This is a genomic window from Stappia sp. (genome assembly GCF_040110915.1).
In the GTDB taxonomy this organism is placed as follows: Bacteria; Pseudomonadota; Alphaproteobacteria; order Rhizobiales; family Stappiaceae; genus Stappia.
Map to the genome: position 1 here is coordinate 2,423,813 of NZ_CP157793.1, position 25,143 is coordinate 2,448,955.

At 66.9% G+C, this 25,143-nt stretch carries 21 protein-coding genes and 4 tRNA genes; 10 read left to right on the top strand and 15 right to left on the bottom strand.

Annotated elements, in window-relative coordinates; all coding sequences use genetic code 11:
* Positions 1 to 184: 184 nt before the first annotated feature.
* The 12 genes from rpoC to ABL312_RS10900 all read right to left on the bottom strand — a co-directional run bounded on the left by rpoC (position 185) and on the right by ABL312_RS10900 (position 14,420).
* Entirely contained in the window at positions 185 to 4,384 is a 4,200-nt protein-coding gene (gene rpoC / locus ABL312_RS10845; protein WP_349357391.1) for a DNA-directed RNA polymerase subunit beta', read from the bottom strand.
* A 101-nt stretch (positions 4,385 to 4,485) separates the two neighbouring features.
* Positions 4,486 to 8,628: a DNA-directed RNA polymerase subunit beta gene (rpoB, locus tag ABL312_RS10850; protein ID WP_349357392.1), complete on the bottom strand. Its 4,143-nt coding sequence runs from the start codon at positions 8,626 to 8,628 to the stop codon at positions 4,486 to 4,488.
* Between the two features lie 193 nt (positions 8,629 to 8,821).
* Positions 8,822 to 9,202 carry a 50S ribosomal protein L7/L12 gene (rplL, locus tag ABL312_RS10855; RefSeq protein WP_349357393.1) on the bottom strand — a complete coding sequence of 127 codons (381 nt, stop codon included), beginning with the start codon at positions 9,200 to 9,202 and terminating at the stop codon, positions 8,822 to 8,824.
* A 57-nt stretch (positions 9,203 to 9,259) separates the two neighbouring features.
* Complete coding sequence (gene rplJ, locus ABL312_RS10860; protein ID WP_349357394.1) at positions 9,260 to 9,835, bottom strand: 50S ribosomal protein L10; 576 nt, start codon at positions 9,833 to 9,835, stop codon at positions 9,260 to 9,262.
* 300 nt (positions 9,836 to 10,135) lie between these two features.
* On the bottom strand, positions 10,136 to 10,831 hold the full coding sequence (gene rplA, locus ABL312_RS10865) for a 50S ribosomal protein L1 (RefSeq protein ID WP_349357395.1): 696 nt from the start codon (positions 10,829 to 10,831) through the stop codon (positions 10,136 to 10,138).
* A 4-nt stretch (positions 10,832 to 10,835) separates the two neighbouring features.
* On the bottom strand, positions 10,836 to 11,267 hold the full coding sequence (gene rplK / locus ABL312_RS10870) for a 50S ribosomal protein L11 (protein ID WP_349357396.1): 432 nt from the start codon (positions 11,265 to 11,267) through the stop codon (positions 10,836 to 10,838).
* A gap of 214 nt (positions 11,268 to 11,481) precedes the next feature.
* On the bottom strand, positions 11,482 to 12,012 hold the full coding sequence (nusG, locus tag ABL312_RS10875; RefSeq protein ID WP_349357397.1) for a transcription termination/antitermination protein NusG: 531 nt from the start codon (positions 12,010 to 12,012) through the stop codon (positions 11,482 to 11,484).
* Positions 12,013 to 12,045: 33 nt separating this feature from the next.
* Entirely contained in the window at positions 12,046 to 12,243 is a 198-nt protein-coding gene (gene secE, locus ABL312_RS10880; protein ID WP_349357398.1) for a preprotein translocase subunit SecE, read from the bottom strand.
* Between the two features lie 104 nt (positions 12,244 to 12,347).
* Positions 12,348 to 12,423, bottom strand: a tRNA-Trp gene (locus ABL312_RS10885).
* A 508-nt stretch (positions 12,424 to 12,931) separates the two neighbouring features.
* Positions 12,932 to 14,107, bottom strand: coding sequence for an elongation factor Tu (gene tuf / locus ABL312_RS10890; RefSeq protein ID WP_349357387.1), 1,176 nt, complete (start codon positions 14,105 to 14,107; stop codon positions 12,932 to 12,934).
* 140 nt (positions 14,108 to 14,247) lie between these two features.
* Positions 14,248 to 14,321, bottom strand: a tRNA-Gly gene (locus ABL312_RS10895).
* 14 nt (positions 14,322 to 14,335) lie between these two features.
* Positions 14,336 to 14,420: transfer RNA gene (locus ABL312_RS10900), tRNA-Tyr, on the bottom strand.
* A 232-nt stretch (positions 14,421 to 14,652) separates the two neighbouring features.
* Here ABL312_RS10900 and ABL312_RS10905 point away from each other — a divergent pair.
* From ABL312_RS10905 to ABL312_RS10925, 5 genes are all read left to right on the top strand, one after another.
* Positions 14,653 to 15,474 (top strand): RNA methyltransferase, encoded by an 822-nt coding sequence (locus ABL312_RS10905; RefSeq protein ID WP_349357399.1) that lies wholly within the window; start codon positions 14,653 to 14,655, stop codon positions 15,472 to 15,474.
* 81 nt (positions 15,475 to 15,555) lie between these two features.
* A tRNA-Thr gene (locus tag ABL312_RS10910) sits at positions 15,556 to 15,631 on the top strand.
* A 230-nt stretch (positions 15,632 to 15,861) separates the two neighbouring features.
* Positions 15,862 to 16,557 carry an orotate phosphoribosyltransferase gene (locus tag ABL312_RS10915; RefSeq protein ID WP_349357400.1) on the top strand — a complete coding sequence of 232 codons (696 nt, stop codon included), beginning with the start codon at positions 15,862 to 15,864 and terminating at the stop codon, positions 16,555 to 16,557.
* A gap of 146 nt (positions 16,558 to 16,703) precedes the next feature.
* Positions 16,704 to 17,150, top strand: coding sequence for a cytochrome c (locus tag ABL312_RS10920; protein ID WP_349357401.1), 447 nt, complete (start codon positions 16,704 to 16,706; stop codon positions 17,148 to 17,150).
* A 162-nt stretch (positions 17,151 to 17,312) separates the two neighbouring features.
* Positions 17,313 to 18,221 (top strand): cytochrome c, encoded by a 909-nt coding sequence (locus ABL312_RS10925; protein ID WP_374730118.1) that lies wholly within the window; start codon positions 17,313 to 17,315, stop codon positions 18,219 to 18,221.
* A 100-nt stretch (positions 18,222 to 18,321) separates the two neighbouring features.
* Here ABL312_RS10925 and cutA read toward each other — a convergent pair whose 3' ends face one another.
* A complete protein-coding gene (gene cutA, locus ABL312_RS10930) occupies positions 18,322 to 18,663 on the bottom strand; it encodes a divalent-cation tolerance protein CutA (protein WP_349357403.1) in 342 nt (113 codons plus the stop codon).
* A gap of 59 nt (positions 18,664 to 18,722) precedes the next feature.
* On the opposite strand from cutA, the gene ABL312_RS10935 reads away from it, so the two are divergent.
* From ABL312_RS10935 to ABL312_RS10945, 3 genes are all read left to right on the top strand, one after another.
* Positions 18,723 to 19,493 carry an NAD kinase gene (locus ABL312_RS10935; RefSeq protein WP_349357404.1) on the top strand — a complete coding sequence of 257 codons (771 nt, stop codon included), beginning with the start codon at positions 18,723 to 18,725 and terminating at the stop codon, positions 19,491 to 19,493.
* Between the two features lie 174 nt (positions 19,494 to 19,667).
* Positions 19,668 to 20,246: a response regulator gene (locus ABL312_RS10940; RefSeq protein WP_349357405.1), complete on the top strand. Its 579-nt coding sequence runs from the start codon at positions 19,668 to 19,670 to the stop codon at positions 20,244 to 20,246.
* Positions 20,247 to 20,374: 128 nt separating this feature from the next.
* Positions 20,375 to 20,911, top strand: a complete 537-nt coding sequence (locus ABL312_RS10945) for an Hpt domain-containing protein (RefSeq protein ID WP_349357406.1) — start codon at positions 20,375 to 20,377, stop codon at positions 20,909 to 20,911.
* A 51-nt stretch (positions 20,912 to 20,962) separates the two neighbouring features.
* Here the strand turns inward: ABL312_RS10945 and ABL312_RS10950 are convergent, their stop codons facing one another.
* Together ABL312_RS10950 and ABL312_RS10955 are read right to left on the bottom strand one after the other, a co-directional pair.
* A complete protein-coding gene (locus ABL312_RS10950; RefSeq protein WP_349357407.1) occupies positions 20,963 to 22,114 on the bottom strand; it encodes a DUF2336 domain-containing protein in 1,152 nt (383 codons plus the stop codon).
* A gap of 211 nt (positions 22,115 to 22,325) precedes the next feature.
* Positions 22,326 to 23,456 carry a transglycosylase SLT domain-containing protein gene (locus tag ABL312_RS10955; protein ID WP_349357408.1) on the bottom strand — a complete coding sequence of 377 codons (1,131 nt, stop codon included), beginning with the start codon at positions 23,454 to 23,456 and terminating at the stop codon, positions 22,326 to 22,328.
* Between the two features lie 175 nt (positions 23,457 to 23,631).
* On the opposite strand from ABL312_RS10955, the gene ABL312_RS10960 reads away from it, so the two are divergent.
* Positions 23,632 to 24,093: a MaoC family dehydratase gene (locus tag ABL312_RS10960; protein WP_349357409.1), complete on the top strand. Its 462-nt coding sequence runs from the start codon at positions 23,632 to 23,634 to the stop codon at positions 24,091 to 24,093.
* A gap of 2 nt (positions 24,094 to 24,095) precedes the next feature.
* Positions 24,096 to 24,980, top strand: coding sequence for a CoA ester lyase (locus tag ABL312_RS10965; protein WP_349357410.1), 885 nt, complete (start codon positions 24,096 to 24,098; stop codon positions 24,978 to 24,980).
* Positions 24,981 to 25,143 lie beyond the last annotated feature (163 nt).

Sequence of the window (25,143 nt, forward strand, 5' to 3'; positions counted from 1 at the left end):
CCTGTCCTTTCCGGGCGTCCTTGATCCGCGGCCGGAACCGTCGCCGCCCGGCCCCGCTTCGTCAATCGTTCCGTCCCTCTCCGCGCGCGGGAAAGTGCCCCGTCGCGGGTTGACCACGAAAAAGGGCCGCGCGATGGCGGCCCTTTCCCGATCGGTCGCGACCGGGTCGCGATGGCGACGGCGGTTACTCCGCCGGGCCGGTCATGTCCTCGAGCATCGGGTCGCTCTCCTCCGCCGTGGAGGCCGCCTTGCGCGCCTCCAGGATGAGATCGTCGCGATGCTGCGCCACCTGGCGGATGCGGGCCATCATGCCGCCGGTGCCCGCCGGGATCAGGCGGCCGACGATGACGTTCTCCTTGAGGCCCTCGAGCGTGTCCCGCTTGCCGTTGACCGCCGCTTCGGTGAGCACGCGGGTGGTCTCCTGGAACGACGCCGCCGAGATGAACGAGCGGGTCTGCAGGCTCGCCTTGGTGATGCCGAGCAGAACCGGAACGCCGGAGGCCGGCGCGCGCGCATCGTCGATGGCACGCTCGTTGATCTCGTCGAGATCGAGCCGGTCGATCTGTTCGCCGCTGAGCAGGTCGGTGTCGCCCGCGTCGGTGATCTCGACCTTCTGCAGCATCTGGCGAACGATCACCTCGATGTGCTTGTCGTTGATCACCACGCCCTGCAGCCGGTAGACCTCCTGGATCTCGTTGACGAGATAGGCGGCCAGCGCCTCCACGCCGCGAATGGCGAGGATGTCGTGCGGCGCCGGGTTGCCGTCGAGCAGATATTCGCCCTTCTCAATGGCATCGCCTTCCTGGAGATGGAAGTGCTTGCCCTTCGGGATCAGGTACTCGACCGGCTCCGCGTCTTCCTCATGCGGCTGGATGATGATCCGGCGCTTGTTCTTGTAGTCGCGGCCGAAGCGGATCGTGCCGTCAATCTCCGCGATGATCGCGTGATCCTTGGGACGCCGCGCCTCGAACAGTTCCGCCACCCGCGGCAGACCGCCGGTGATGTCCTTGGTCTTGGCGCTTTCCATCGGGATACGCGCAAGCACGTCGCCCGCCTTGACCTCGGCGCCGATCTGGACCGACAGGATCGCGTCGACCGACAGCAGCGAACGGGCGTCGCCACCACGCGGCAGCTTCTTGATCGAGCCGTCCGCGTCCTTGACGACGAGCGCCGGCTTCAGGTCGCTGCCGCGCTGCGACGTGCGCCAGTCGGTGACCACGCGCTTGGTGATGCCGGTCGCCTCGTCCGCCGTCTCCTGCACGGAGACGCCTTCCACGAGATCCTCGGAATCGACCACACCGTCGACCTCGGTGAGGATCGGACGGGTGTAGGGATCCCACTCGGCCAGACGCTGGCCGCGCTTGACCGTGTCGCCCTCGTCGACATGCATCTTCGACCCGTAGGCGATGCGGTGCACCGCGCGCTCGTTGCCATCGCCATCGGTGATGACAATGGCCATGTTGCGCGCCATGGCGACGAGGTTGCCGTCGGAATCGCGCACCGCATTTCGGTTGCGGATCGTCACCGTGCCCTCGAAGTTGGACTCGATGAACGACTGATCCACAACCTGCGCCGTGCCGCCGATGTGGAACGTGCGCATGGTGAGCTGGGTGCCCGGCTCGCCGATCGACTGCGCCGCGATGACGCCGACCGCCTCGCCCATGTTGACCGGCGTGCCGCGGGCCAGGTCGCGACCGTAGCAGGTCGCGCAGACGCCGCGCTTGGTCTCGCAGGTCAGCACCGAGCGGATCTTGATCATCTGGACGTTGGCCGCCTCGATCTGCTCGACGTCCTTCTCCTCGATCAGGGTGCCGCGCGGAACGATGACCTCGCCGGTCGCCGAGTTGATCACGTCCTCCGCCGCCGTCCGGCCGAGCACGCGCTGGCCGAGCGAGGCGATGACCTGACCGGCATCGACGATCGCCTGAACGGTGATGCCGTTCTCCGAGCCGCAGTCCACCTCCAGGATGATGGAGTCCTGGGCGACGTCGACCAGACGGCGGGTGAGATACCCCGAGTTCGCCGTCTTGAGCGCCGTGTCGGCCAGACCCTTACGCGCGCCGTGGGTGGAGTTGAAGTACTCCAGCACGGACAGGCCTTCCTTGAAGTTCGAGATGATCGGCGCCTCGATGATCTCGCCCGACGGCTTGGCCATCAGGCCGCGCATGCCGGCAAGCTGCTTCATCTGGGCGGGGCTGCCGCGGGCACCGGAGTGCGACATCATGTAGATCGAGTTGATCTGCTTCTGCCGCCCGGTTTCCTCGTCGAACTCGACCGCCTGAATGCGCTTCATCATCTCGTCGGCGACGCGATCGGTGCACTTGGCCCAGGCATCGACGACCTTGTTGTACTTCTCGCCCTGGGTGATCAGGCCGTCGTTGTACTGCTGCTCGTATTCCTTCACGAGCTCGGCCGTCTGCTCCACCAGGTCCGCCTTGGTGTCCGGGATCACCATGTCGTCCTTGCCGAAGGAGATGCCGGCGCGGCAGGCGTGGTTGAACCCGAGACCCATGATCCGGTCGCAGAAGATCACCGTCTCCTTCTGCCCGCAGGCACGGTAGACGGAATCGATCATGCGGCTGATGTCCTTCTTGGTCATCAGCTTGTTGCACACGTCGAAGGGCACTTCGTGGTGCTTGGGCAGCAGCTCGCCGATGAGCATGCGGCCCGGCGTGGTCTCCACGATCTGGCTGACGAGGTTGCCCTCCGCGTTCATCGAGTGGACCCGGCCCTTGATCTTCGTGTGCAGCGTCACGGCGCCGGTCTCGAGCGCGTGGTGCAGCTCGCCGGTGTTGCCGAACACCATGCCCTCGCCCGGCTCGCCTTCCGCCATGATCGACAGATAATAGAGACCGAGAACGATGTCCTGCGACGGCACGATGATCGGCGAGCCGTTCGCCGGATGCAGGATGTTGTTGGTGGACATCATCAGCGTGCGCGCCTCAAGCTGCGCTTCCAGCGACAGCGGAACGTGCACGGCCATCTGGTCGCCGTCGAAGTCGGCGTTGAACGCCGCGCAGACGAGCGGATGCAGCTGGATCGCCTTGCCCTCGATGAGCGTCGGCTCGAAGGCCTGGATGCCCAGACGGTGCAGCGTCGGCGCGCGGTTGAGCAGCACCGGGTGCTCGCGGATCACCTCGTCGAGGATGTCCCAGACCTCGGGACGCTCCTTCTCGACGAGCTTCTTCGCCTGCTTCACGGTCGAGGAATAGCCCTTGGCGTCGAGCCGCGAGTAGATGAAGGGCTTGAACAGCTCCAGCGCCATCTTCTTCGGCAGGCCGCACTGATGCAGCTTGAGCTCCGGACCCACGGTGATCACCGAACGGCCGGAATAGTCGACACGCTTGCCGAGCAGGTTCTGGCGGAAGCGGCCCTGCTTGCCCTTGAGCATGTCGCTCAGCGACTTCAGCGGACGCTTGTTGGCGCCGGTGATGACCCGGCCGCGACGGCCGTTGTCGAACAGCGCGTCGACCGACTCCTGCAGCATCCGCTTCTCGTTGCGGATGATGATGTCGGGCGCGCGCAGCTCCATCAGCCGGCGCAGACGGTTGTTCCGGTTGATCACGCGGCGGTATAGGTCGTTGAGGTCCGACGTCGCGAAGCGGCCGCCATCGAGCGGCACCAGCGGGCGCAGGTCCGGCGGGATCACCGGCACGACGGTCAGGATCATCCACTCCGGGCGGTTGCCGGACTCGATGAAGGCCTCGACCACCTTGAGCCGCTTGGCGAGCTTCTTCGGCTTCAGCTCCGTCGTCGCCTCGGCGATCTCCTTGCGGATCTGGTCGCGCTCCTTCTCCAGGTCGAGCGACATCAGCATCTCGCGGATCGCTTCCGCGCCGATCATGGCGGTGAAGGCGTCCTCGCCGTATTCGTCCTGGGCGCGCACGTAGTCTTCTTCCGAAAGAAGCTGGTTCGGCTTCAGCGGCGTCAGGCCCGGCTCGAGCACCACGTAGTTCTCGAAATAGAGAACGCGCTCCAGATCCTTCAGCGTCATGTCGAGCAGCAGACCGATGCGGCTCGGCAGCGACTTCAGGAACCAGATGTGGGCGACCGGCGCGGCGAGCTCGATATGGCCCATGCGCTCGCGGCGCACGCGCGACAGAGTGACCTCCACGGAGCACTTTTCGCAGATGACGCCCTTGTACTTCATCCGCTTGTACTTGCCGCAAAGACACTCATAGTCCTTGATCGGCCCGAACACCCGAGCGCAGAACAGACCGTCCCGCTCCGGCTTGAAGGTGCGGTAGTTGATCGTCTCCGGCTTCTTGATCTCGCCGTAGGACCACGAAAGGATCTTCTCGGGGCTGGCGATCGAGATCTTGATGTGGTCGAAGGTCTGCACGGGAGCCTGTTGATTGAACAGGTTCATGACCTCATGATTCATGGGCTCTCTCCTCGAATGCGCGGACGGGGAGCGGGCTCGCGGCCCCGCTCCCCTCTCCGGCAATGCGGCATCTTGTGGCGGCGGTCGGCATCAGGCGAAGGTCACTCCGCCGCGTCGACCGCCGGGACCCCCGTCTCGTCCGTCAGGGGCACTTGTTCGTCCTTCAGCTCGACATTGAGACCGAGGGAGCGCATTTCCTTCACGAGCACGTTGAAGCTTTCGGGAATGCCCGCCTCGAACGTGTCGTCGCCACGCACGATCGCTTCATAGACCTTGGTCCGGCCGGCCACGTCGTCCGACTTCACCGTCAGCATCTCCTGCAAGGTGTAGGCGGCGCCGTAAGCTTCCAGCGCCCAGACCTCCATCTCGCCGAAGCGCTGGCCGCCGAACTGCGCCTTGCCGCCGAGCGGCTGCTGGGTGACCAGCGAGTAGGGGCCGATCGAACGGGCGTGGATCTTGTCGTCGACCAGATGGTGCAGCTTGAGCATGTAAATATAGCCCACGGTGACCTGGCGGTCGAATTCCTCGCCGGTCCGCCCGTCGAACAGCGTCGACTGGCCGGAGCCCTTGTAGCCGCCCTGCTCCAGCATCCGGACGATGTCCGGCTCGCGCGCGCCGTCGAAGACCGGGGTCGCGATCGGGACACCGGTCTTGAGCTGATCGGCGAGGCGCAGCAGCGACTCGTCGTCATAGTCGGCCACCGGCTCGCTCTTCGTCGTATCGGCGAAGACCTCCACGATTTCCTTCCGCAGCGCGTCCAGCTGACCCGACCGCTTGTACTCCTCGTAGAGCGCCCCGATGCGCTGCCCCATGCCGGCGCAGGCCCAGCCGAGATGCGTCTCGAGAATCTGCCCCACGTTCATGCGGCTCGGCACGCCAAGCGGGTTCAGCACGATGTCGACGTGCTCGCCGTCTTCCAGGAACGGCATGTCCTCGATCGGCTTGATCTTGGACACCACGCCCTTGTTGCCGTGGCGGCCGGCCATCTTGTCGCCCGGCTGGATCTTGCGCTTCACCGCGACGAAGACCTTGACCATCTTCATCACGCCCGGCGGCAGCTCGTCGCCGCGCTGCAGCTTCTCCACCTTGTCGATGAAGCGCTGTTCCAGACGCTTGCGGCTCTCGTCGTACTGACCGCGAAGCGCTTCCACTTCGCTCATCAGCTTCTCGTCCTCGACGGCGATCTGCCACCACTGCGAGCGCGGGAACTCGTTGAGGACGTCGCCGGTGACCTCGGTGTTCTTCTTGAACTGCTTCGGTCCGGCCACGGCGACCTTGCCCAGCAGCATCTCGGCCAGACGGCCGTAGACGTTGCGGTCGAGGATCGCCTGTTCGTCGTCGCGGTCCTTGGCGAGACGCTCGATTTCCTCGCGCTCGATCGCCATCGCGCGCTCGTCCTTCTCCACGCCGTGGCGGTTGAAGACGCGCACCTCGACGACCGTGCCGGTCACGCCCGGCGGCAGCCGCAGCGACGTGTCGCGCACGTCGGAGGCCTTCTCGCCGAAGATCGCGCGCAGGAGCTTTTCCTCCGGCGTCATCGGGCTCTCGCCCTTCGGCGTGATCTTGCCGACGAGAATGTCGCCCGGCTTCAGCTCGGCACCGATGTAGACGATGCCGGCCTCGTCGAGGTTCTTCAGCGCTTCTTCCGACACGTTGGGAATGTCGCGCGTGATTTCCTCCGGCCCGAGCTTCGTGTCACGCGCCATCACCTCGAATTCCTCGATGTGGATGGAGGTGAACACGTCGTCGCGCACGATGCGCTCCGACAGCAGGATGGAGTCCTCGAAGTTGTAGCCGTTCCACGGCATGAAGGCGACGCGCACATTGCGGCCGAGCGCCAGATCGCCGAGATCCGTCGACGGGCCGTCGGCGATGATGTCGCCCTTGCGCACCTCGTCGCCCACCCGCACCAGCGGACGCTGGTTGATGCAGGTGTTCTGGTTGGAGCGCTGGAACTTCATCAGCTGGTAGATGTCGACGCCGGACTTCGACGGATCGAGTTCCTCGGTCGCGCGGATGACGATACGCGTCGCGTCCACCTGGTCGACCACACCCGTGCGCCGCGCCGCGATGGCCGCGCCGGAATCGCGCGCCACCACCGGCTCCATGCCGGTGCCGACGAACGGCGCCTCGGCACGCACCAGCGGCACGGCCTGACGCATCATGTTCGAGCCCATCAGCGCGCGGTTCGCGTCATCGTTCTCCAGGAACGGAATGAGCGAGGCGGCGACCGACACCAGCTGCTTCGGCGACACGTCCATGAACTCCACCCGCTCGGGCGGCAGCAGCATGTTCTCGCCCGCGTGGCGGCAGGTGATCAGCTCGTTGACGAAACGGCCCTCGTCGTCGATCTCCGCGTTGGCCTGGGCGATGTGATACTTCGCCTCTTCCATCGCCGACAGATAGACGGTCTCGGCCGTCACCTGACCGTTCTTCACCTTGCGGTACGGGCTTTCGATGAAGCCGTACTTGTTGATCCGCGCGAAGGTCGCCAGCGAGTTGATCAGACCGATGTTCGGGCCTTCCGGCGTCTCGATCGGGCAGATGCGGCCGTAGTGCGTCGGGTGCACGTCGCGCACCTCGAAGCCGGCGCGCTCGCGCGTCAGGCCGCCCGGGCCAAGCGCCGACAGGCGCCGCTTGTGGGTCACTTCCGACAGCGGGTTGGTCTGGTCCATGAACTGCGACAGCTGCGAGGATCCGAAGAACTCGCGCACGGCGGCGGCCGCCGGCTTCGCGTTGATCAGATCCTGCGGCATCACCGTGTCGATCTCGACCGAGGACATGCGCTCCTTGATGGCGCGCTCCATGCGCAGCAGACCGACGCGGTACTGATTTTCCATCAGCTCGCCGACCGAGCGCACCCGGCGGTTGCCCAGGTTGTCGATGTCGTCGATCTCGCCGCGCCCGTCGCGCAGATCGAGCAGCAGCGTGATCACGGCAAGGATGTCCTCCTTGCGCAGCGTGCGCACGGTGTCCTCGCACTGCAGGTCGAGACGCATGTTCATCTTCACGCGGCCGACCGCCGACAGGTCGTAGCGCTCGGCGTCGAAGAACAGCGACGCGAACATCGCCTCCGCCGTGTCGAGCGTGGGCGGCTCGCCCGGGCGCATCACCCGGTAGATGTCGAACAGCGCGTCCTCGCGGCTCTCGTTCTTGTCGACGGCCAGCGTGTTGCGAATGTAGGCACCCGTCGTCACGTGATCGATGTCGAGCACGGCGATCTCGTCGTAGCCGCGCTCGAGAAGCGCGCCGAGCACCTTCTCGTTCAATTCGTCGCCGGCCTCGGCGTAGATCTCGCCCGTGGACGGATCGACCATGTCTTCCGCGAGATACTGCCCGTGCAGGTCCTCGTCGACCACCTTGAGCGCGGTCACGCCCTTCTCGGTGAGCTGACGCACCGTCCGCGCGGTGATCTTGCGGCCGGCCTCGACGACCACTTCGCCGCTGTCGGCGTCGATCAGGTCGAAGCCGGCCTTGGTGCCCTTCAGACGGTTGCCGTCGAAGGCCACGCGCCAGGCGTTCTCGCCGGCGCGGGTGTAGTCGATGCGCTTGTAGAAGGTGTTGAGGATTTCCTCGCCGTCGAGACCGAGCGCCTTGAGGAGCGACGTCACCGGGATCTTGCGGCGGCGGTCGATGCGCGCGTGCACGATGTCCTTCGCGTCGAACTCGATGTCGAGCCACGACCCGCGATAGGGGATGATGCGCGCGGCGAACAGCAGCTTGCCCGACGAATGGGTCTTGCCCTTGTCGTGGTCGAAGAACACGCCCGGCGAGCGGTGCATCTGCGACACGATCACGCGCTCGGTGCCGTTGACGATGAAGGTGCCATTGTCCGTCATGAAGGGCATGTCGCCCATGTAGACGTCCTGCTCCTTGATGTCCTTGACCGACTTGGCGCCCGTGTCCTCGTCGACGTCGAACACGATGAGGCGCAGCGTCACCTTGAGCGGCGCGGCGAAGGTCATGCCGCGCTGGCGGCACTCCTCGACATCGTACTTCGGCTGTTCGAACTCGTAGGACACGAACTCGAGAAGCGCGGTCCCGGCGAAATCCGAGATCGGAAAGACGGACCTGAACACCGCCTCAAGCCCGTCCTCGGCACGCCCCGCCTCAGGCTTGTCCACCTGCAGGAACTGGTCGTAGGACGCCTTCTGGACCTCGATGAGATTGGGCATCGCGGCGACTTCGCGGATCGATCCGTAGATTTTCCGGATCCGCTTGCGACCGTTGAACGTGTGCGCCATTGTCGCTCCTCGTTTCGATCTAACACGGCTCTCCGAAAAGCCGTACCGGACCACATCCCGGCACCGCGGACCGTGGTGGCGGCCCTTCGGAGAACCGTCCCGTCTTAGGGACCAAAGCCCCGGTCAGGATCTCCCGCCGGGGTCGAAAACGCGGTCCCGGCCGAAACCGGGACCGCACAGGCACGCGGCCTGATTACTTCAGCTCGACCTTGGCGCCGGCTTCCTCGAGCTTCTTCTTCAGCTCTTCCGCCTCGTCCTTGGCCACGCCTTCCTTCACCGGCTTCGGCGCGCCCTCGACCAGGTCCTTGGCTTCCTTCAGGCCAAGACCGGTGATGGCACGCACTTCCTTGATGACGTTGATCTTCTTGGCGCCCGCATCGGCCAGGATGACGTCGAACTCATCCTTTTCCTCGGCCGCGGCGGCACCCGCGTCACCACCACCGGCGGCAGCCGCGACGGCGACCGGAGCGGCGGCGGACACGCCCCACTTCTCCTCGAGCATCTTGGACAGCTCGGCCGCTTCCATGACGGTGAGCGAGGAGAGTTCTTCAACGATCTTTTCGAGATCAGCCATTTTCTCAAGTTCCTATGGTTCGAACCGTTTCGGTCCAGACAGTGTAAGCAATCCGCCTTATGCGGCTTCGTCCTTCGCGGCATACGCGCCGAGCACGCGGGCAACCTGCCCGGCCGGTGCGTTGACGACCTGAGCGATGCGCGTCGCGGGGGTGGAGATCATGCCCACCAGCTTCGCCCGCAGCTCATCCAGCGACGGCATGTCGGCAAGCGCCTTCACCCCGTTCGCGTCCAGATGCGTCGCGCCGAGCGCACCGCCAAGAACCACCAGCTTTTCCTGGGTCTTGGCGAAAGCCATGGTGGCCTTGGCCGCGGCGATCGGATCGTCCGAATAGGCGATCACGGTCGGTCCGCGGAACAGGTCCGCCATATGCTCGAGCTCGGTGCCTTGAAGGGCAAGCTTCACAAGACGGTTCTTGGCGACTTTGACCGATCCGCCGGCTGCGCGAACCTGGGCCCGATAGGCCGTCATGTCCGCAACCGAAAGACCGGCATAGTGCGCAACGACGACAACGCCGGTGTTCTGCAACACCTCGTTGAACGACGCCACGAACTCGCGCTTCTCCGCTCTTTCCACTTGCCATCTCCGTTTGGCGGCCAGGGCCGCCGGTTTGTCTCTGCCGCCCGCAGGCATGCCCGGAATGGACCGCCGGCGGACAACACCGAGGATCCTGTCCCCTCGCTTGAGCCACCGAAGCGGCGCGGCAAGGACAAACGGTTCGAACCGGCGACCTTAAGCCGCGAATTCGGTTCGTACCCGTCTATGCAGGCCCGTGTGGCTTAAGCGGCCGCGCGAGCGCGACCCCACCTGCAGTCTCGGACAGGACGTCCGCCGTTTCCGGCGAACGATCCGACCGGGTCGCCCCGGCCGGAATTCTTGAAAGGGATGCGCCGAGGCACATCCCGGGCCGGGCATGCGCCCGGCAACGCCGCCTCAGGCGGTGATCGACGACGGATCGACCTTCAGGCCCGGGCCCATGGTCGAGGAAATCGCCACCCGCTTGAGGTAGGTGCCCTTGGCGCCCGTCGGCTTCGCCTTGATGATGGCGTCGACGATCGCCTTGATGTTCTCGCCCAGCTTGTCCGCCTCGAAGGACGTCTTGCCGACGCCGGCATGCACGATGCCCGCCTTCTCGACGCGGAACTGGACGGCGCCGCCCTTGGCGTCGTTGATCGCCGAGGTGACGTCCGGCGTCACCGTGCCGACCTTCGGGTTCGGCATCAGGCCGCGCGGGCCCAGCACCTTGCCGAGACGGCCGACCAGCGGCATCATGTCCGGCGTCGCGATGCAGCGATCGAAGTCGATCTTGCCCGACTGCACTTCGGCGACCAGCTCCTCGGCGCCGACGATGTCGGCCCCGGCGGCCTTGGCCTCATCCGCCTTGTCGCCACGCGCGAACACCGCGACGCGGACGGTCTTGCCCGTCCCGTTCGGCAGCACGCAGACGCCGCGGACCATCTGGTCGGCATGACGCGGGTCGACGCCCAGATTGATCGCGATCTCGACGCTCTCGTCGAACTTCGTGGTCGCCCGGTCCTTGACGAGCGCGAGCGCCTCGTCGAGCGGATAGAGCTTGTTGCGGTCGATGCCCTCGCGCGCGGCGCGGATGCGCTTTCCAACCTTCGCCATCGTCTTACTCCGTGACCTCGAGACCCATGGACCGCGCCGAACCCTCGACCATCCGCATCGCGGCGTCGACGTCGACGGCATTCAGGTCCTTCATCTTGGCTTCCGCGATCTCGCGGACCTGGTCACGGGTGACCTTGCCGACGAACCCGCCCTTGCCCGGCGTCTTGTGCCCCGACTTCAGGCCGGAGGCCTTCTTCAGGAAGAAGCTGACAGGGGCCGTCTTCACCACGAAGGTGAAGGAGCGGTCCGAGTAGTAGGTGATCACGGTCGGGCACGGAGCGCCCTTCTCGACATCCTGGGTCTGCGCGTTGAACGCCTTGCAGAACTCCATGATGTTGAGGCCGCGCTGACCAAGCGCCGGACCGATCGGCGGCGACGGAGTCGCGGAGCCGGCCGGCACCTGCAGCTTGATGTAGCCTTCAATTTTCTTCGCCATTCGTAGTCTCCAACTGGCGCTGCCGCATGTGCGACATCTTCAGATCAGGTGGTGCGACCGATACGCCTGGCGAACCTTGCGCATCCTGTCTCCCACCAGGGAGGGGAAACCGTCAGGTCTCCCGGGACGGCCGCCGGAGCGACCCGCCGGGCGCGGGGCCCGACATGCCAACGGCGCCGCCCTCGACGAGAGACGGCACCGGATGTTCGAAGTCTCAGAGCTTCTCGACCTGCCCGTATTCCAGCTCGACCGGCGTCGCGCGGCCGAAGATCGACACCGCGACCTTCAGACGGGCCCGCACGTCGTCGACCTCTTCCACATGGCCGGAGAAGGAGGCGAACGGACCGTCGGACACGCGCACCTGTTCGCCGATCTCGAAGCTGACGGACGGCTTCGGGCGCTCCACGCCCTCCTGCACCTGGTGCAGGATGCGCATCGCCTCGGCGTCCGGGATCGGCATCGGCTTCTGGTCGGAGCCGAGGAAGCCGGTCACCTTCGGCGTGTTCTTGATGAGATGAAACGCCTCGTTGGTCATCTCCATCTTCACCAGCACGTAGCCGGGGAAGAACTTGCGCTCCGCATCGACCTTACGGCCACGACGCACTTCGACGACCTTCTCGGTCGGGACGAGAATCTCCTCGAAGAGCTCCTCAAGTCCCTGCTGCGCCGCTTTTTCCCGAATCGCTTCCGCCACCTTCTTCTCGAAATTCGAGTAGGCGTGCACGATGTACCAACGCTTGGCCATAATCCCTCAAGCCGATTGTGAGCAGGGCCGCACCTAGCCGGCAAGACCCAGAAGCAAGCCGATTCCCTGGCCCATCAGCCAGTCGGCGAGCAGAAAGAAGATGGCGGCAAGAAACACCATGACGAACACCATGACGGTGGTCACCGCGGTTTCCCGACGCGTCGGCCAGGTCACCTTGGACGTTTCCGAACGCACCTGCTGGATGAACGTGAAAGGATTTGTCTTCGCCATTCAACTGCCGGTCTTGTCACGACACGCAGGCGCGCGGAACGATCCACGCGCCTTGGTCGAAAGCCCTAATTAAGACCTAACGGCCTTGCGATCAAGAGCAAAGGTGGCAGGGGCGGAGGGACTCGAACCCCCGGCCCTCGGTTTTGGAGACCGATGCTCTACCAGCTGAGCTACACCCCTAGACCTTTCGAGTGCAGGAGGTAAATAAATTTTGCCGTCGCTTCAAGCGAGAAATGCGCATGACGTGAATTAATTCACAAGCTTGCCGCGTTTCCTCTCGTCCGGCCGACCCGTCCTCTCGACGAAAGGGTCGCGAAATCCCCGCGCCGCGCGCCGCGATCAAGCCCGAAACGAGGACGGCAACGCAATCGCGTCTCGCGGCCCGAGGCCGACCCGCCCCGGCCGGACCTGCCCCCGCCGCACGGGCGGCCGCGCGACGCCCCGGCGCGCTCCCTTACCGCTCCGCTGAAGGCTCGCTGAAGGCTCCCTGGGCCCGCCAGACGGTACCGGCGGCCGGGCGTCGCCCCCACTTGCACCTTACCGCCCTGCGCCGGTCCGGGACCCGCTCGCCGTCGCCCGGCGCGGTCGGTCCGCACATGCAACGGGGCGCGCCCCTCTCAGGACGCGCCCCGTGAAACATGCCTGTGTCGCCGCCGGCGCCGTGTGGCGCCGCGCGTTGACACGCAGATTACTCGACGATTTTCGCGACGACGCCGGCACCCACGGTGCGGCCGCCCTCGCGGATCGCGAAGCGCAGGCCTTCTTCCATCGCGATCGGCACGATCAGCTCGACGTCGACCGACACATTGTCGCCCGGCATCACCATTTCCGTGCCCTCGGGAAGCGTCACCACGCCCGTCACATCCGTCGTGCGGAAGTAGAACTGCGGACGGTAGTTGGTGAAGAACGGCGTATGACGGCCGCCCTCTTCCTTCGTCAGGATGTAGGCCTCGGCCTTGAACTTCGTGTGCGGCGTCACCGAACCCGGCTTGCACAGCACCTGGCCGCGCTCCACGTCCTCGCGGCCGATGCCGCGGATCAGCGCGCCGATGTTGTCGCCCGCCTCGCCCTGATCGAGCAGCTTGCGGAACATCTCAACGCCCGTCACCGTCGTCTTCTTGGTGTCGCGGATGCCGACGATCTCGACTTCCTCGCCCACCTTCACGACGCCGCGCTCCACGCGGCCGGTCACCACCGTGCCACGGCCGGAGATCGAGAACACGTCCTCGATCGGCATCAGGAACGGAAGATCCTTCGGACGCTCCGGGGTCGGGATGTAGTCATCCACGGCCGCCATCAGCTCCTTGATCTTCTCTTCGCCGATGTTGGCGTCGCGGCCCTCGAGCGCGGCAAGCGCCGAGCCGGCCACGATCGGAATGTCGTCGCCCGGGAACTCGTAGGACGACAGAAGCTCGCGCACTTCCATCTCGACGAGCTCCAGCAGCTCCTCGTCGTCCACCTGGTCGACCTTGTTCAGGAATACCACCAGCGCCGGAACGCCGACCTGGCGAGCGAGCAGGATGTGCTCGCGCGTCTGCGGCATCGGGCCGTCAGCGGCCGAGCACACCAGGATCGCGCCGTCCATCTGCGCCGCACCGGTGATCATGTTCTTCACGTAGTCGGCGTGACCCGGGCAGTCGACGTGCGCGTAGTGACGGTTCTCCGTCTCGTACTCCACGTGCGCCGTCGAGATCGTGATGCCGCGCGCCCGCTCTTCCGGCGCGCCGTCGATCTCGTCGTAGGCCTTGAAGTCGCCGAACGACTTCGTGATCGCCGCCGTCAGCGTCGTCTTGCCATGGTCGACGTGGCCGATCGTGCCAATGTTCACGTGCGGCTTCGTCCGCTCAAACTTTGCTTTCGCCATCGGCGTCGCTCTCTGTCCAACTTGCGGTTAAGTCTATCAAACTCGATGAAGACCCGACCGCCTCGAGGCGGCGGATACTGGTGGCTCGGAAAGCCGTTTCCGCTTCACCTCCGGACCGGACGATGTGCAAAGCTCATGATTGGAGCGGGTGAAGGGAATCGAACCCTCGTCGTCAGCTTGGAAGGCTGCTGCTCTACCATTGAGCTACACCCGCCGCCGGCCGGGGGATGGTGGAGGAGGTTGGATTCGAACCAACGTAGGCAAAGCCAACGGATTTACAGTCCGTCCCCTTTAACCACTCGGGCACTCCTCCGAGTCACCGTCCCCGTCGCCGAAGCGTCCTGGATGGCTTCACGAAAACGCCCCGCGAAACAATCGCGAGGCCGCTCCCGTGGCCGGTGTTATGCAGATACCGCCTGAGGGTGTCAACGCCCATTTCGCCGCCTGTGGACACAAATTCGCCCGGGGGCTTCATCGACCCGTCCCGAAGCCCCGCCCGGCTTTTGGCTTGCCGGCCGTGACGAGGAAGAGTAAGCGCATGCCGCATGACCCGATCCGCCAAACCGCCATCTGCCAGACTGCCGCGCGGCCCCCACAGGGGCCGTAAGCCGGCGGGCCGCTTTGCCGACCCGGCCGACGCAGGTCCCTTGCGGCTCTACGGCCTGCACACGGTGGAGGCCGCCTTCCGCAATCCCGCGCGCCGGCGCCATCGCCTCTATGCGACGGAAAACGCCCTGCGCCGGCTCACCGAACGCGACATCGCGCCCGACGTGCCGGTCGAAATCCTGCCGCCGCGCAAGCTCGACCAGATGGTCGGCCGCGACGCGGTGCATCAGGGCGTGGTGCTGGAAGCCGATCCCCTGCCCGCCTACGGCGCGGAGGATCTGTCCCGCGCGCGCATGGTGCTGGCGCTCGATCAGGTCACCGATCCGCACAATGTCGGCGCGATCCTGCGCTCCGCCGTGGCGCTCGGCGCCGATGCGGTCGTCACCACCGAGCGCCATGCGCCCGAGGAGGGCCCGGTGCTCGCCAAATCCGCCTCCGGCGCGCTCGACATGATCCGCCACGTGCGGGTGAAGAACATGGCCCGTTTCGTCGGCGAGATGCGCGCGGCCGGCTTTCGCGCGGTGGCGCTCGACAGCGCCGGACCGGCGCGTCTGGAGGACACGGAGCTCGGCGACCGGGTGCTTCTGGTGCTCGGCTCGGAAGGCAAGGGCGTGCGCCAAGGCGTGCGCGAGGCCTGCGACGCGCTGGCCCGCCTCGACATGCCGGGCGAGATCGCCTCGCTCAACGTGTCCAACGCCGCCGTCCTGTCGCTCTACATCGTGCGCCAGGCGCTTTTCCGCGGCACCGCGACCGGGTCCTGAAACCGGTCGCCAACAACCCGTCGAAAACCGCGCAGGACGGGGATGCGCGGCCCGAAAACCTGTGCTAAAGCCCAAGGCGTCGCCGGTATAGCTCAGCTGGTAGAGCATCTGATTTGTAATCAGAGGGTCGCGGGTTCGAATCCTGCTGCCGGCACCATATTCCCCGCTCCATCGGGCTTTCCCGCCTTCCATGGGACCGCGGTGTTGCCCGCAAGTCGTGCGTTCCGACGTCCGAGCCCCCCGCCGCCCGGAAGGACACCGCCCGAAACCGGTGCCTCACAACGGCACACAGGGGCGCGGCACCCGACCCGACCGGCGCGCCCCCGCGCCCGACCTGAGGCCCGCGCCCGACTTGAGGCCCGCGCCCGACTGGAGGAAAGAGAGCCCATGCTCCCGACCGGTTTCCCCGATCCCGCCCTTGTCGCGCGCCAGACCGCGAAGATGCTGCTCGAGGTCCAGGCCGTGCATTTTCGCGCCGACGAGCCCTACAAGCTGACGTCCGGTCTCGCGAGCCCGGTCTATATCGACTGCCGCAAGCTGATTTCCTACCCGCGCCTGCGGGCCACGCTGATGGATTTCGCCACCGCGCGCATTCTCGCCGAGGTCGGCTTCGAATCGCTTGACGCGGTCGCGGGCGGCGAGACCGCCGGCATCCCCTTCTCGGCCTGGATCGCCGAGCGCATGGGCCTGCCCATGCAGTATGTGCGCAAGAAGCCCAAGGGGTTTGGCCGCGACGCGCAGATCGAGGGCGTGCTCAACGAGGGCGACCGGGTGCTGCTGGTCGAGGATCTCACCACCGACGGCGGCAGCAAGGTGAAATTCGCCAAGGCGCTGCGCGCCGCCGGGGCCCGGGTCGATCACACCATCGTGCTGTTCTTCTACGATATTTTCCCCGAAACGCATGACGCCATGGCCCGCGAGGGGCTGACGCTGCACTATCTGGCGACCTGGCGCGACGTGCTCGCCGAGGCCCGCGCCGGGGCGCATTTTCCGCAAGCCACGCTCGACGCCGTCGAAGCCTTCCTCGCCGACCCGCTCGGCTGGTCCGGCGCGCACGGCGGGATCTCCGAATTTGCCGTCTGATCCGGCGCATCCCGCTCCCGGGATCGACGGCGTTTCGGCGCCCGCCATCTCACGGTTTCGTGATCGCGCGGCGCTTGAGAGCGACGGCCCGGCCCCCGAGGATAATCGCGGCGGAAGCGCCCGCCGATCCTGAAGGGAGACAACACATGCTGAAGATGTGCATTCGCGGCCTCGCCGTCGCCATGCCGCTTGCCCTGGCCGCCGGTCCGGCTGCGGCGGACCCCATCGACACCCGCCAGCAGCTGATGAAATCCGTCGGCGCGGCAACCGGCACGCTCGGCAAGATGATCAAGGGCGAGACGGAGTATGACGCGGCACTCGCCAGCATGGCCATGCGCGTGCTCTTCGCCGCGCCGGCCGGCTTCGTGACCATGTTCCCGGACGGCACGCAGACCGGCGGCGACACCGAGGCCGCGCCCGCCATCTGGGAGGACCGGGCCGGCTTCGAGAAGGTCGCGGCCGACATGCAGATGGCGGCCGGCGCCGCGATCCCGGCCGCCGGCGAAAGCCTCGACGCCCTGAAGGGCGCCTTCGGATCGGTCGCGCAGAACTGCAAGGCCTGCCACGAGGACTACCGCGTCTCGAAGAACTGACGGCGCCCTTCAGTACACCGGCGGGGGGGTACAGGCGGGCGGGGCACACGGGCGGAACGTCGCCGGAGGCGACCCCGCCTGCACCGGCATCCCCGTCCGCCGGCCCGCCCCGGCCGGGCACACCGGCCTTTCGCCGATCCCTCGCCCATCATGGAGAGACGCATGTCCCTGCGCCTGCTCGTCTGGCCACTCGCGCTCGTTCTGCTCGCGGTCGCCGCGGCCGTCTACCTCACCTGGCCCGAGCGGATCGATGCGGCACAGCTTCCCGCGCATGAGGCGGATCTCGCCAACGGCGAGCGCCTGTTCTGGGCCGGCGGCTGCGCCTCCTGCCATGCGGCCCCCGGCGCGAAGGGGGAGGACAAGCTGCTGCTTGCCGGCGGGCTGGAGTTGAAGACGCCCTTCGGCAGCTTCACGGTCCCCAATCTGTCGAGCGATCCGCAGGCCGGCATCGGCGGCTGGAGCGACGCGGATTTCGTCACCGCCATGGTCAAGGGCACCTCGCCGGACGGGCGGCACTATTATCCGTCCTTCCCCTATGCGTCCTACCGGCACATGCGCCTTGAGGATCTCATCGACCTGAAGGCGTTTCTCGACACGCTGCCGCCGTCGGACGCGCGCAACGGCGATCACGATCTCGCCTTTCCCTACTCCATCCGCGCCGGGCTGGGCGCGTGGAAGCTGCTCTATCTCGGCCAGCCGGCGCCGCCCGTTCCCGACAGCGACGATCCGCTGGTGGCGCGCGGGGCCTATCTGGTCACGGGCGCCGGTCATTGCGCGGAGTGCCACACGCCGCGCGACGCCTTTGGCGGGCTCGACTCGGCGCGATGGCTCGCCGGCGGTCCCGATCCGGAAGGCGGCGACGGGGCGATCCCCAACATCACGCCCTCGCAGGCGGGCATCGGCGGCTGGTCGGCGGCCGACATCGCCTATTACCTCGAAAGCGGCTTCACGCCGGACTTCGATTCGGTCGGCGGCAGCATGGCCTCGGTTCAGGAAAACTGGGCGAAGGTTCCAGACGAGGATCGACGGGCCGTCGCGGCCTATCTGAAGGCGATTGCCCCGCTCCCCTGAGCGGCAGGCCAGATCGGCAGACCTGGGCGGTGAGCCGGATCGGCGGACCTGAGCGCCGCGTGGACCATCGCCCGGGACCCGACAGGTCCGGGTGCGAAGGTCAGTCGACCGCGCCGCCGCGCGTTTCGGCGCGGATCCAGTCGAGGAACGAGGGGCTGCCGTGCGCCACGTCGAGCGCCAGCACGGCCGGTTCGTCGAACGGGTGCAACTCGACGATGGCCGCCATCGCCTCCTCCAGCCGCGCCGCGCTGGTCTTGGCAAGCACCACGACCTCCGCGCCCTCCTCCACCGCGCCCTGCCAGCGATAGACCGACACCATGCCCGGCCACATGTTGACGCAGGCAACAAGGCGCAGCGTCACCAGTTTGGCGGCCGCGTCGCGCGCGCTCTCCATGTCGGGAAAGGTCGAATAGATCAGACGGATGTCGGTGGTCGATTTCATCGCAAGACGAATTCCCAAAGGCCGGCGGAAAGTGCTAGATCGATCGCATGGATCGGCTCATGCACCCTATCGAGAAACTGGCCTTCGTCTCAAGCGAGACCGAGGAAGCCGACGCCGCGCGGGCCGCTCTCGAACGCCGCTACGGGGCGCATGATCCCAAGAAGGCGGATGTGATCGTCGCGCTCGGCGGCGACGGGCTGATGCTGCAGACGCTGCACCGCTTCATGAACACCGGCAAGCCGATCTACGGGCTCAACCGCGGCTCGGTCGGCTTCCTGATGAACGAATACCACGAGACGGATCTGCTGGAGCGCATCCAACGGGCCGTGGTCAGCCGCATTCACCCGCTGGTGATGGAAGCGACCGATGCGCTGGGACACATCCATTCCGCCCTCGCGATCAACGAGGTGTCGCTGATCCGCCAGACGCACCAGGCCGCGAAGCTGCGCATTTCCGTCGACGGGCGCGTGCGCATGGAGGAACTGGTGTGCGACGGCGTGATCGTCGCGACCCCGGCCGGCAGCACCGCCTACAACCTGTCGGCCCACGGCCCGATCCTGCCGATCGACGCGCAACTGCTGGCGCTGACGCCGATCAGCGCCTTCCGGCCCCGGCGCTGGCGCGGCGCGCTCCTGCCCAACAGGGTGAGCGTGCGCATCACCGTGCTGGAAACCAGCAAGCGCCCGGTCAGCGCCGCCGCCGATTACACCGAAATCCGCAACGTCACGGACGTGCGGGTGCGCGAGGAAACGAACTCGGAAAGCCTCGCGCTCTTCGACGCCGACCACAATTGGGACGAGCGCATCCTGTCCGAGATGTTCCGCTACTGACGCCGGAGGGCGGCGACCGCCTTCCGGGTGCGGCGCGCCATACTTGCAATTTTTTGTAAAGTCTTTGCCGGATACGATTGCGCCCAAACGCGTCTTGTCGTCACCGGGTCGGCTGTCGCCGGACCGGGCGCGGGGGGACGCGCCGTCCGTGTCGCCACAGTCGTTCAGGTATCAATGGCCCTTCCTCTTCTCGATCTCGCGGATCTTCGGGTTCTCATCGCAGAAGACAATCCGCACATGCGCCAGATCCTGCGCATGATGCTTTCCGGCTTCGGCGTGCGCACGGTTTACGAAGCGGAGGACGGCGCGGCGGCACTGGAGATCGCCCAGAGCCGCGATCCGGACCTCATTCTCCTCGACTGGCTGATGCCCATTCTCGACGGCGCGGAGCTCACCCGCATGCTGCGGCAGGGGCAGAGCCCGGGTTGCTTCGTGCCGATCATCGCCATCACCTCCCACACCGAGAAGCGGCGCGTGCTTGCCGCCCGCGACAGCGGCGTCACGGAAATCCTGTGCAAGCCGGTCTCGCCCCGCGGGCTCTATCTGCGCATCGCGAACTGCGTGCTTCATCCGCGCGATTTCGTGCGCACTCGCGCCTTCATCGGCCCGGACCGGCGGCGGTTCCAGCATCCCGCCTTCCTCGGTCCGGAACGGCGCGGCCAGGGCGAGGACGACGGTTACGTTCTGGACGGAGGCGACGACATCCCCCACAGTCAGGGGGTGGACAGGGAGCCCGAGTCGACCTTTCACTGATCGTCGGCACCGCGATGCGGTGCGCGATTCGGTCCGGCAAGAGCGTTCGGTACGGCAGGAACGGGAGATCCGCCCCCCGGGCGCGCGCCCGGACAACCTGCCCCGACAACCCGGCGAGGGACACGCAGATGGCGAGCGATTCCAGCAAATCGAAAGACGGCGCCGAGATCGTCAAGCCGCCCCGCGACCTGCGCTCGAAGGTCCGCGTGATGAGCGACCGCGAGGCCGCGCGCTTCGACCCGGTGAAATCGGCCGAAGCCGCGCTGGAACGCCTGTCGAACGATTTCGACGGCTGGATGGCGAGTGAGGCGGACACCCTTGCCACCGCCTGGACCGAGATCCGCGACCAGGGCCTCACCGAAGAGCGCTGCGCCACGCTGTTTCGCGCCGCGCATGACATCAAGGGACAGGCCAGCACCTTCGGCTATCCGCTGGTCGGCTCCGTGGCGGGCAACCTGTGCCACCTGATTGAGCATGTGCCCCGCGAGGATCTGCCGCTGAAGCTGGTGGAACAGCATGTCGACGCGGTGCGCGCCATGGTCGCCGAAACGGCGCAGCAGGAGGACAACGCCACCGCCCGCGCGCTGGTCGACCGGCTCGTCGATGTCACCGAGGATTTCATCGCCCGAACCGCGCCCGGCGATCCGCAAGCCCCGGATGCCTGAACGTTGCGCCTGAACGTTGCGCCTGCACGCGACGCATGAGCGCGCGGCCCGTCAGGCCGCCATTTGCCGCTGCACGTAGGTGCGTGCCGATTCGCGCGCGATCTCCGCGGAAAACCGGCGCAGCATCACCACCAGATCGTCCGCCTCCACCCCGTCCATCCGCGCGTAGCGCTCCAGAACGGAGCCGATCACCCGCCGCGCCAGGGTCACCGTGCGCCCGGTTTCCGGCAGATGCGCGGTTTCCACCGCGATCTCCCGCCAGACCTCGACGGCGGCGCAGAACAGCGGATGCGTGCGCGCCGGGATCTCCGCCCTGGTGAGCAGCGCCCGCACCGCCGGCATCCGCCCGCCGGCCAGAACCTCCCGCACCCGGTGCCCCGAAAGGCCGGAGAGATGCACCAGCGCGGCCTCGAAGAGCGCGGCGTTGCCGGTGCACAGGGCTCTCAGCAGCAGCGCGGTCGTGAGTTGCCCCGTCTCGACCAGATGGGCGACGAGGGCCTGCGTGTCCTGCGGTGCGGCGCGGTCGGCGAGCGACACGGTGGCGCGTTCGCGCGCATCCGCCACCACGGCCTGGGCGCGATCCTCGCGCAACCCCCGGCGAACCAGCGGATGATGTCGCAACAGATCGCCGACCTGCTGGAGCAGCATCTGCCGCACCGCGATGGGCGTGTCGCCGCGTTCCATCAGCGCTTCGCGAATGGCCGCCGTCGCCCCGTGCCGCTGCGCGATCCGCGCCAGGCTCGCGGCCGGCACCACGGCGGTCGGATTTGTCAGCAGCGCGAAACAGGCATCCGCCCCGCCCGCCTCGGCGATCGCGGCGGCGACCGACGGCGCCAGATGCGCCCGGCGCGCGATCGCCTCGGGCAGCGGGTCGGCGAAGCCGGTCGCGGCCTCGACCAGTTCCGCATCGAGCAGGATCGGCGAATAGCGCAATACCGGCGCGGCGATCTGCGGCAGGTCGTTGATGAGGGCCAGGATCACCTCGCGCGGCGCGTCCGCGCTGCGCGCCAGCGCCTCGGCGAGCGCCTTGCGCACCTTCGCGCTCGGATCGTCCAGCAGGAGGATCATCGCGGCCTCGGCCGCCTCGCGGTCGTCCGCGTCGAGATCGGAATAGAGATAGGCCCGCGCCAGCGCGCTCGTGGCCTCGGCCCGCCGCGCCTCCGGCGCGCTCGCCACCCATCGCAGGAACTGCTGAACGATCATCTCGCGACATCCCTTCGTGCGGCTTTCCCCGGCCGCGGCTTCAGTATGCCGGCAAAGGCTTAATGCTTCGTTCACCATGATTGCAGGATGGGCCGAGACCGCTCCGCAAGGGGGCGCCCGGCAAGAAAAAGCGCGCGCAACCGGGAGATTGCGCGCGCCAAGGCGGCCAGGCGGCAGGAGACGAAAGAGGGCGGCCATGCCCCGAAGGGCGTCAGACCGGAGGCAACAGATCCTTCTGCTGGACGTTCGGGCGATAACTCAGGAAACCGGTGAGATCCATCGGCTGACCGTCGCCGATGCGGCCGGGCTGCGTGCTGCCCAGTTGCGCAAGCACGCGCGAGCGCCGTTCGCTGTAGGCGTCGGTGCCCACCTCCTGACGCTGCGCGGCGCGTTGCAGCGCCTCGCGCTGACCCTCTTCCTGCGCGGCGAAGGCGGTCAGGAACGTGGATTCGAACTTGGACCGCTGCGCCTCGATCCCGTTGCGGAAGAGCGCGTGAAACGGCGAGGAAATCTCGTCGGTCGCCGACCAGGCGGTCAGCACCCGCCGGGTCGGATCGCCCATGGTCAGCCCGCGCTCGGCCTCCGAGGCGGTCGAGGGCGCGGTCACATCGGACGTGGCGGTGGCGACCGTCAGACCGCTCGCCGGGCCGCCCGGCGCGATCCCCTCCCCCGGCTTGACCTGCGGCAGCGCCGCGACCCGGGTCAGCCCGGCGCCGGGAATGGTGGGCGTCGCCCCGCCGTGCTTGGCGACGAGATTGGCATAGACCTCGGCGACGGTGCGCGCCCCGCCCCGGTCGTAGAAAATCGGCTTGTTGGCCCGCGCCTGACGGGAAAACACCCGGTCGGCCGCGAGATCGGGTTGCGTCTCGGCAAGCCGGATCAGCTTGTTCGCGCCGCCGGCGCCGAGGAAGTGCGCGATGTAGAGTTCGCCCTCGTTCGGCTCGCGGCCGAGCCGGCTGCGCAGGTAGTCGGCATTCTTCTGGGTAAGTTCCCCGGCCATCAGCGAGGCGATTTCGGCATTGTCGCGCAGATTGAGGATCTCGGTGCGCATCGCCGGATCGGCGACCCTGTACCGCCCGCTGGAGGTGCGCTGGATCTGGTCGGCATAATGCCCCAGACCGTGCTTGTGGCCCGATTGCTTGACCGTCTCCAGCCAGGTGCTCTCGATGAACTGGAACAGTCCCGACGCGCTGGAGGTGCGTGCCTTGGCGTCCTCGTCGAAGTTGGATTCCCGCTGCGCCGTCTTCACCAGATAGTCGAAGGACGCTCCGGTGGTGGTGCTTGCGGACTGGAAAGCTTGCTCGATCCTGGACGCGATCGAGAACGGCTCGCCCACTTTCATGCTCCGCACTCCTCACAAACGCATGCCTTAGGATTTGGTTAAGGGTCGGGCCGATTTGGTTAACGAGGAGTTAACGACGCTTACGCCTTGTTGCCTCAAGGCTTTTGCCCGTTAAATCGTCAGAGCCGATTCGCAAAACGCGACAGCATGCGTCAAAACAGGAGAGGAGACCCCCATGCCCGGACTGCATTTCGAGGACTTCGAGGTCGGACACGTGTTCCATCACACGCTGACCCGCACGGTCACGGAGATGGACAACATGCTCTTCTCCAACATGACGCTCAATCCGCAGCCGCTGCATATCGACCGCCATTTCTGCGAGACCCAGACGGAATGGGGCCAACCGCTGGTCAACAGCCTGTTCACGCTCGGGCTCATGATCGGCATCTCCGTCAATGACACCACGGTCGGCACCACGATCGCCAATCTCGGCATGAGCGACGTGAAGTTCCCCCATCCCCTGTTCCAGGGCGACAGCGTGCATTGCACCACCGAAGTGATCTCCAAGCGCGAATCGCGCTCGCGTCCCGACGCGGGGATCGTCGAATTCGAGCACAAGGCCTTCAACCAGACCGACGACCTCGTCGCCGTGTGCCGCCGGCAGGCCTTCATGCGCAAGCGGTCGGGCGGCGCCTGATCATGCGCTCGCTTCTCTTCGTCCCCGGCGACAGCGAGCGCAAGCTCGCCAAGGGGCTCGGCAGCGGCGCGGACGTGCTGCTGATCGATCTGGAGGATTCCGTCGCGCTCGACGCCAAGCAGAGCGCGCGCGAGATCACGGCGCGCTTCCTCGCCGAAGCCCGCGACACACCCGGACGCCCCCGCCTCTATGTGCGCGTGAACGCCCTCGGTACGGGAGAGACCGACGCCGACCTCGCCGCCGTCATGGCGGCCGGGCCCGAGGGCATCATGCTGCCGAAGGCGCAATCGGGGCGCGACGTGCAGCATCTCGACGCCAAGCTCGCCGTGTATGAGGCCGAGACCGAGCGGCCGGACGGCGCGACCCGCATCCTCGTCGTGGCGACGGAAACGGCCGGATCGCTGTTCGGCCTCGGCAGCTACGCCGGCGCGAGCCCGCGGCTTGAAGGGCTTGCCTGGGGCGCGGAGGATCTGTCGGCGGACATCGGCGCGCTCGGCAACCGCGATGCGGCCGGCGCCTTCACCGAGCCGTTTCGGCTTGCCCGCAATCTCTGCCTGTTCGGCGCGGTGGCCGCCGGGGCCACGCCCATCGACACGGTCTTCACCAATTTCCGCGACATGGAGGCCCTGCGCGCGGAGGCCGAGGAGGCGCTGCGCGACGGCTTCACCGCCAAGATGGCGATCCACCCGGCCCAGGTGCCGGTGATCAACGCGGTCTTCACGCCCTCGCCCGAGGAGGTCGCCAAGGCCCGGCGCATCATCGACGCCTTCGCCGAAGCCGGCGATCCGGGCGTCGTCGGCCTCGACGGGGAGATGCTCGACCGGCCGCATCTGCGGCGCGCGGAGAAGGTGATCGCCCGGGCGCGGGCCGCCGACGGCGGAAGCTGAGCCGACACAAGCCATCGACCCGGGCCATCGACCCGGGCCATCGACACGCGGAGACCGAAAAGGGCGCGCCCTCGGACTGCTGACACCGCCATGCGCGGTCGTCATCCCAAACGCCGCGAAGCGGAGATCCGGGATCGGGGAGGCAGGGAGCACGCGCGGGAAA

Coding starts and splice junctions, on each gene's coding strand:
- rpoC (WP_349357391.1), bottom strand. CDS start 4,384: ATGAATCATGAGGTCATGAACCTGTTCAATCAACAGGCTCCCGTGCAG.
- rpoB (WP_349357392.1), bottom strand. CDS start 8,628: ATGGCGCACACGTTCAACGGTCGCAAGCGGATCCGGAAAATCTACGGA.
- rplL (WP_349357393.1), bottom strand. CDS start 9,202: ATGGCTGATCTCGAAAAGATCGTTGAAGAACTCTCCTCGCTCACCGTC.
- rplJ (WP_349357394.1), bottom strand. CDS start 9,835: ATGCCTGCGGGCGGCAGAGACAAACCGGCGGCCCTGGCCGCCAAACGG.
- rplA (WP_349357395.1), bottom strand. CDS start 10,831: ATGGCGAAGGTTGGAAAGCGCATCCGCGCCGCGCGCGAGGGCATCGAC.
- rplK (WP_349357396.1), bottom strand. CDS start 11,267: ATGGCGAAGAAAATTGAAGGCTACATCAAGCTGCAGGTGCCGGCCGGC.
- nusG (WP_349357397.1), bottom strand. CDS start 12,012: ATGGCCAAGCGTTGGTACATCGTGCACGCCTACTCGAATTTCGAGAAG.
- secE (WP_349357398.1), bottom strand. CDS start 12,243: ATGGCGAAGACAAATCCTTTCACGTTCATCCAGCAGGTGCGTTCGGAA.
- tuf (WP_349357387.1), bottom strand. CDS start 14,107: ATGGCGAAAGCAAAGTTTGAGCGGACGAAGCCGCACGTGAACATTGGC.
- ABL312_RS10905 (WP_349357399.1), top strand. CDS start 14,653: ATGACCCGATCCGCCAAACCGCCATCTGCCAGACTGCCGCGCGGCCCC.
- ABL312_RS10915 (WP_349357400.1), top strand. CDS start 15,862: ATGCTCCCGACCGGTTTCCCCGATCCCGCCCTTGTCGCGCGCCAGACC.
- ABL312_RS10920 (WP_349357401.1), top strand. CDS start 16,704: ATGCTGAAGATGTGCATTCGCGGCCTCGCCGTCGCCATGCCGCTTGCC.
- ABL312_RS10925 (WP_374730118.1), top strand. CDS start 17,313: ATGTCCCTGCGCCTGCTCGTCTGGCCACTCGCGCTCGTTCTGCTCGCG.
- cutA (WP_349357403.1), bottom strand. CDS start 18,663: ATGAAATCGACCACCGACATCCGTCTGATCTATTCGACCTTTCCCGAC.
- ABL312_RS10935 (WP_349357404.1), top strand. CDS start 18,723: ATGCACCCTATCGAGAAACTGGCCTTCGTCTCAAGCGAGACCGAGGAA.
- ABL312_RS10940 (WP_349357405.1), top strand. CDS start 19,668: ATGGCCCTTCCTCTTCTCGATCTCGCGGATCTTCGGGTTCTCATCGCA.
- ABL312_RS10945 (WP_349357406.1), top strand. CDS start 20,375: ATGGCGAGCGATTCCAGCAAATCGAAAGACGGCGCCGAGATCGTCAAG.
- ABL312_RS10950 (WP_349357407.1), bottom strand. CDS start 22,114: ATGATCGTTCAGCAGTTCCTGCGATGGGTGGCGAGCGCGCCGGAGGCG.
- ABL312_RS10955 (WP_349357408.1), bottom strand. CDS start 23,456: ATGAAAGTGGGCGAGCCGTTCTCGATCGCGTCCAGGATCGAGCAAGCT.
- ABL312_RS10960 (WP_349357409.1), top strand. CDS start 23,632: ATGCCCGGACTGCATTTCGAGGACTTCGAGGTCGGACACGTGTTCCAT.
- ABL312_RS10965 (WP_349357410.1), top strand. CDS start 24,096: ATGCGCTCGCTTCTCTTCGTCCCCGGCGACAGCGAGCGCAAGCTCGCC.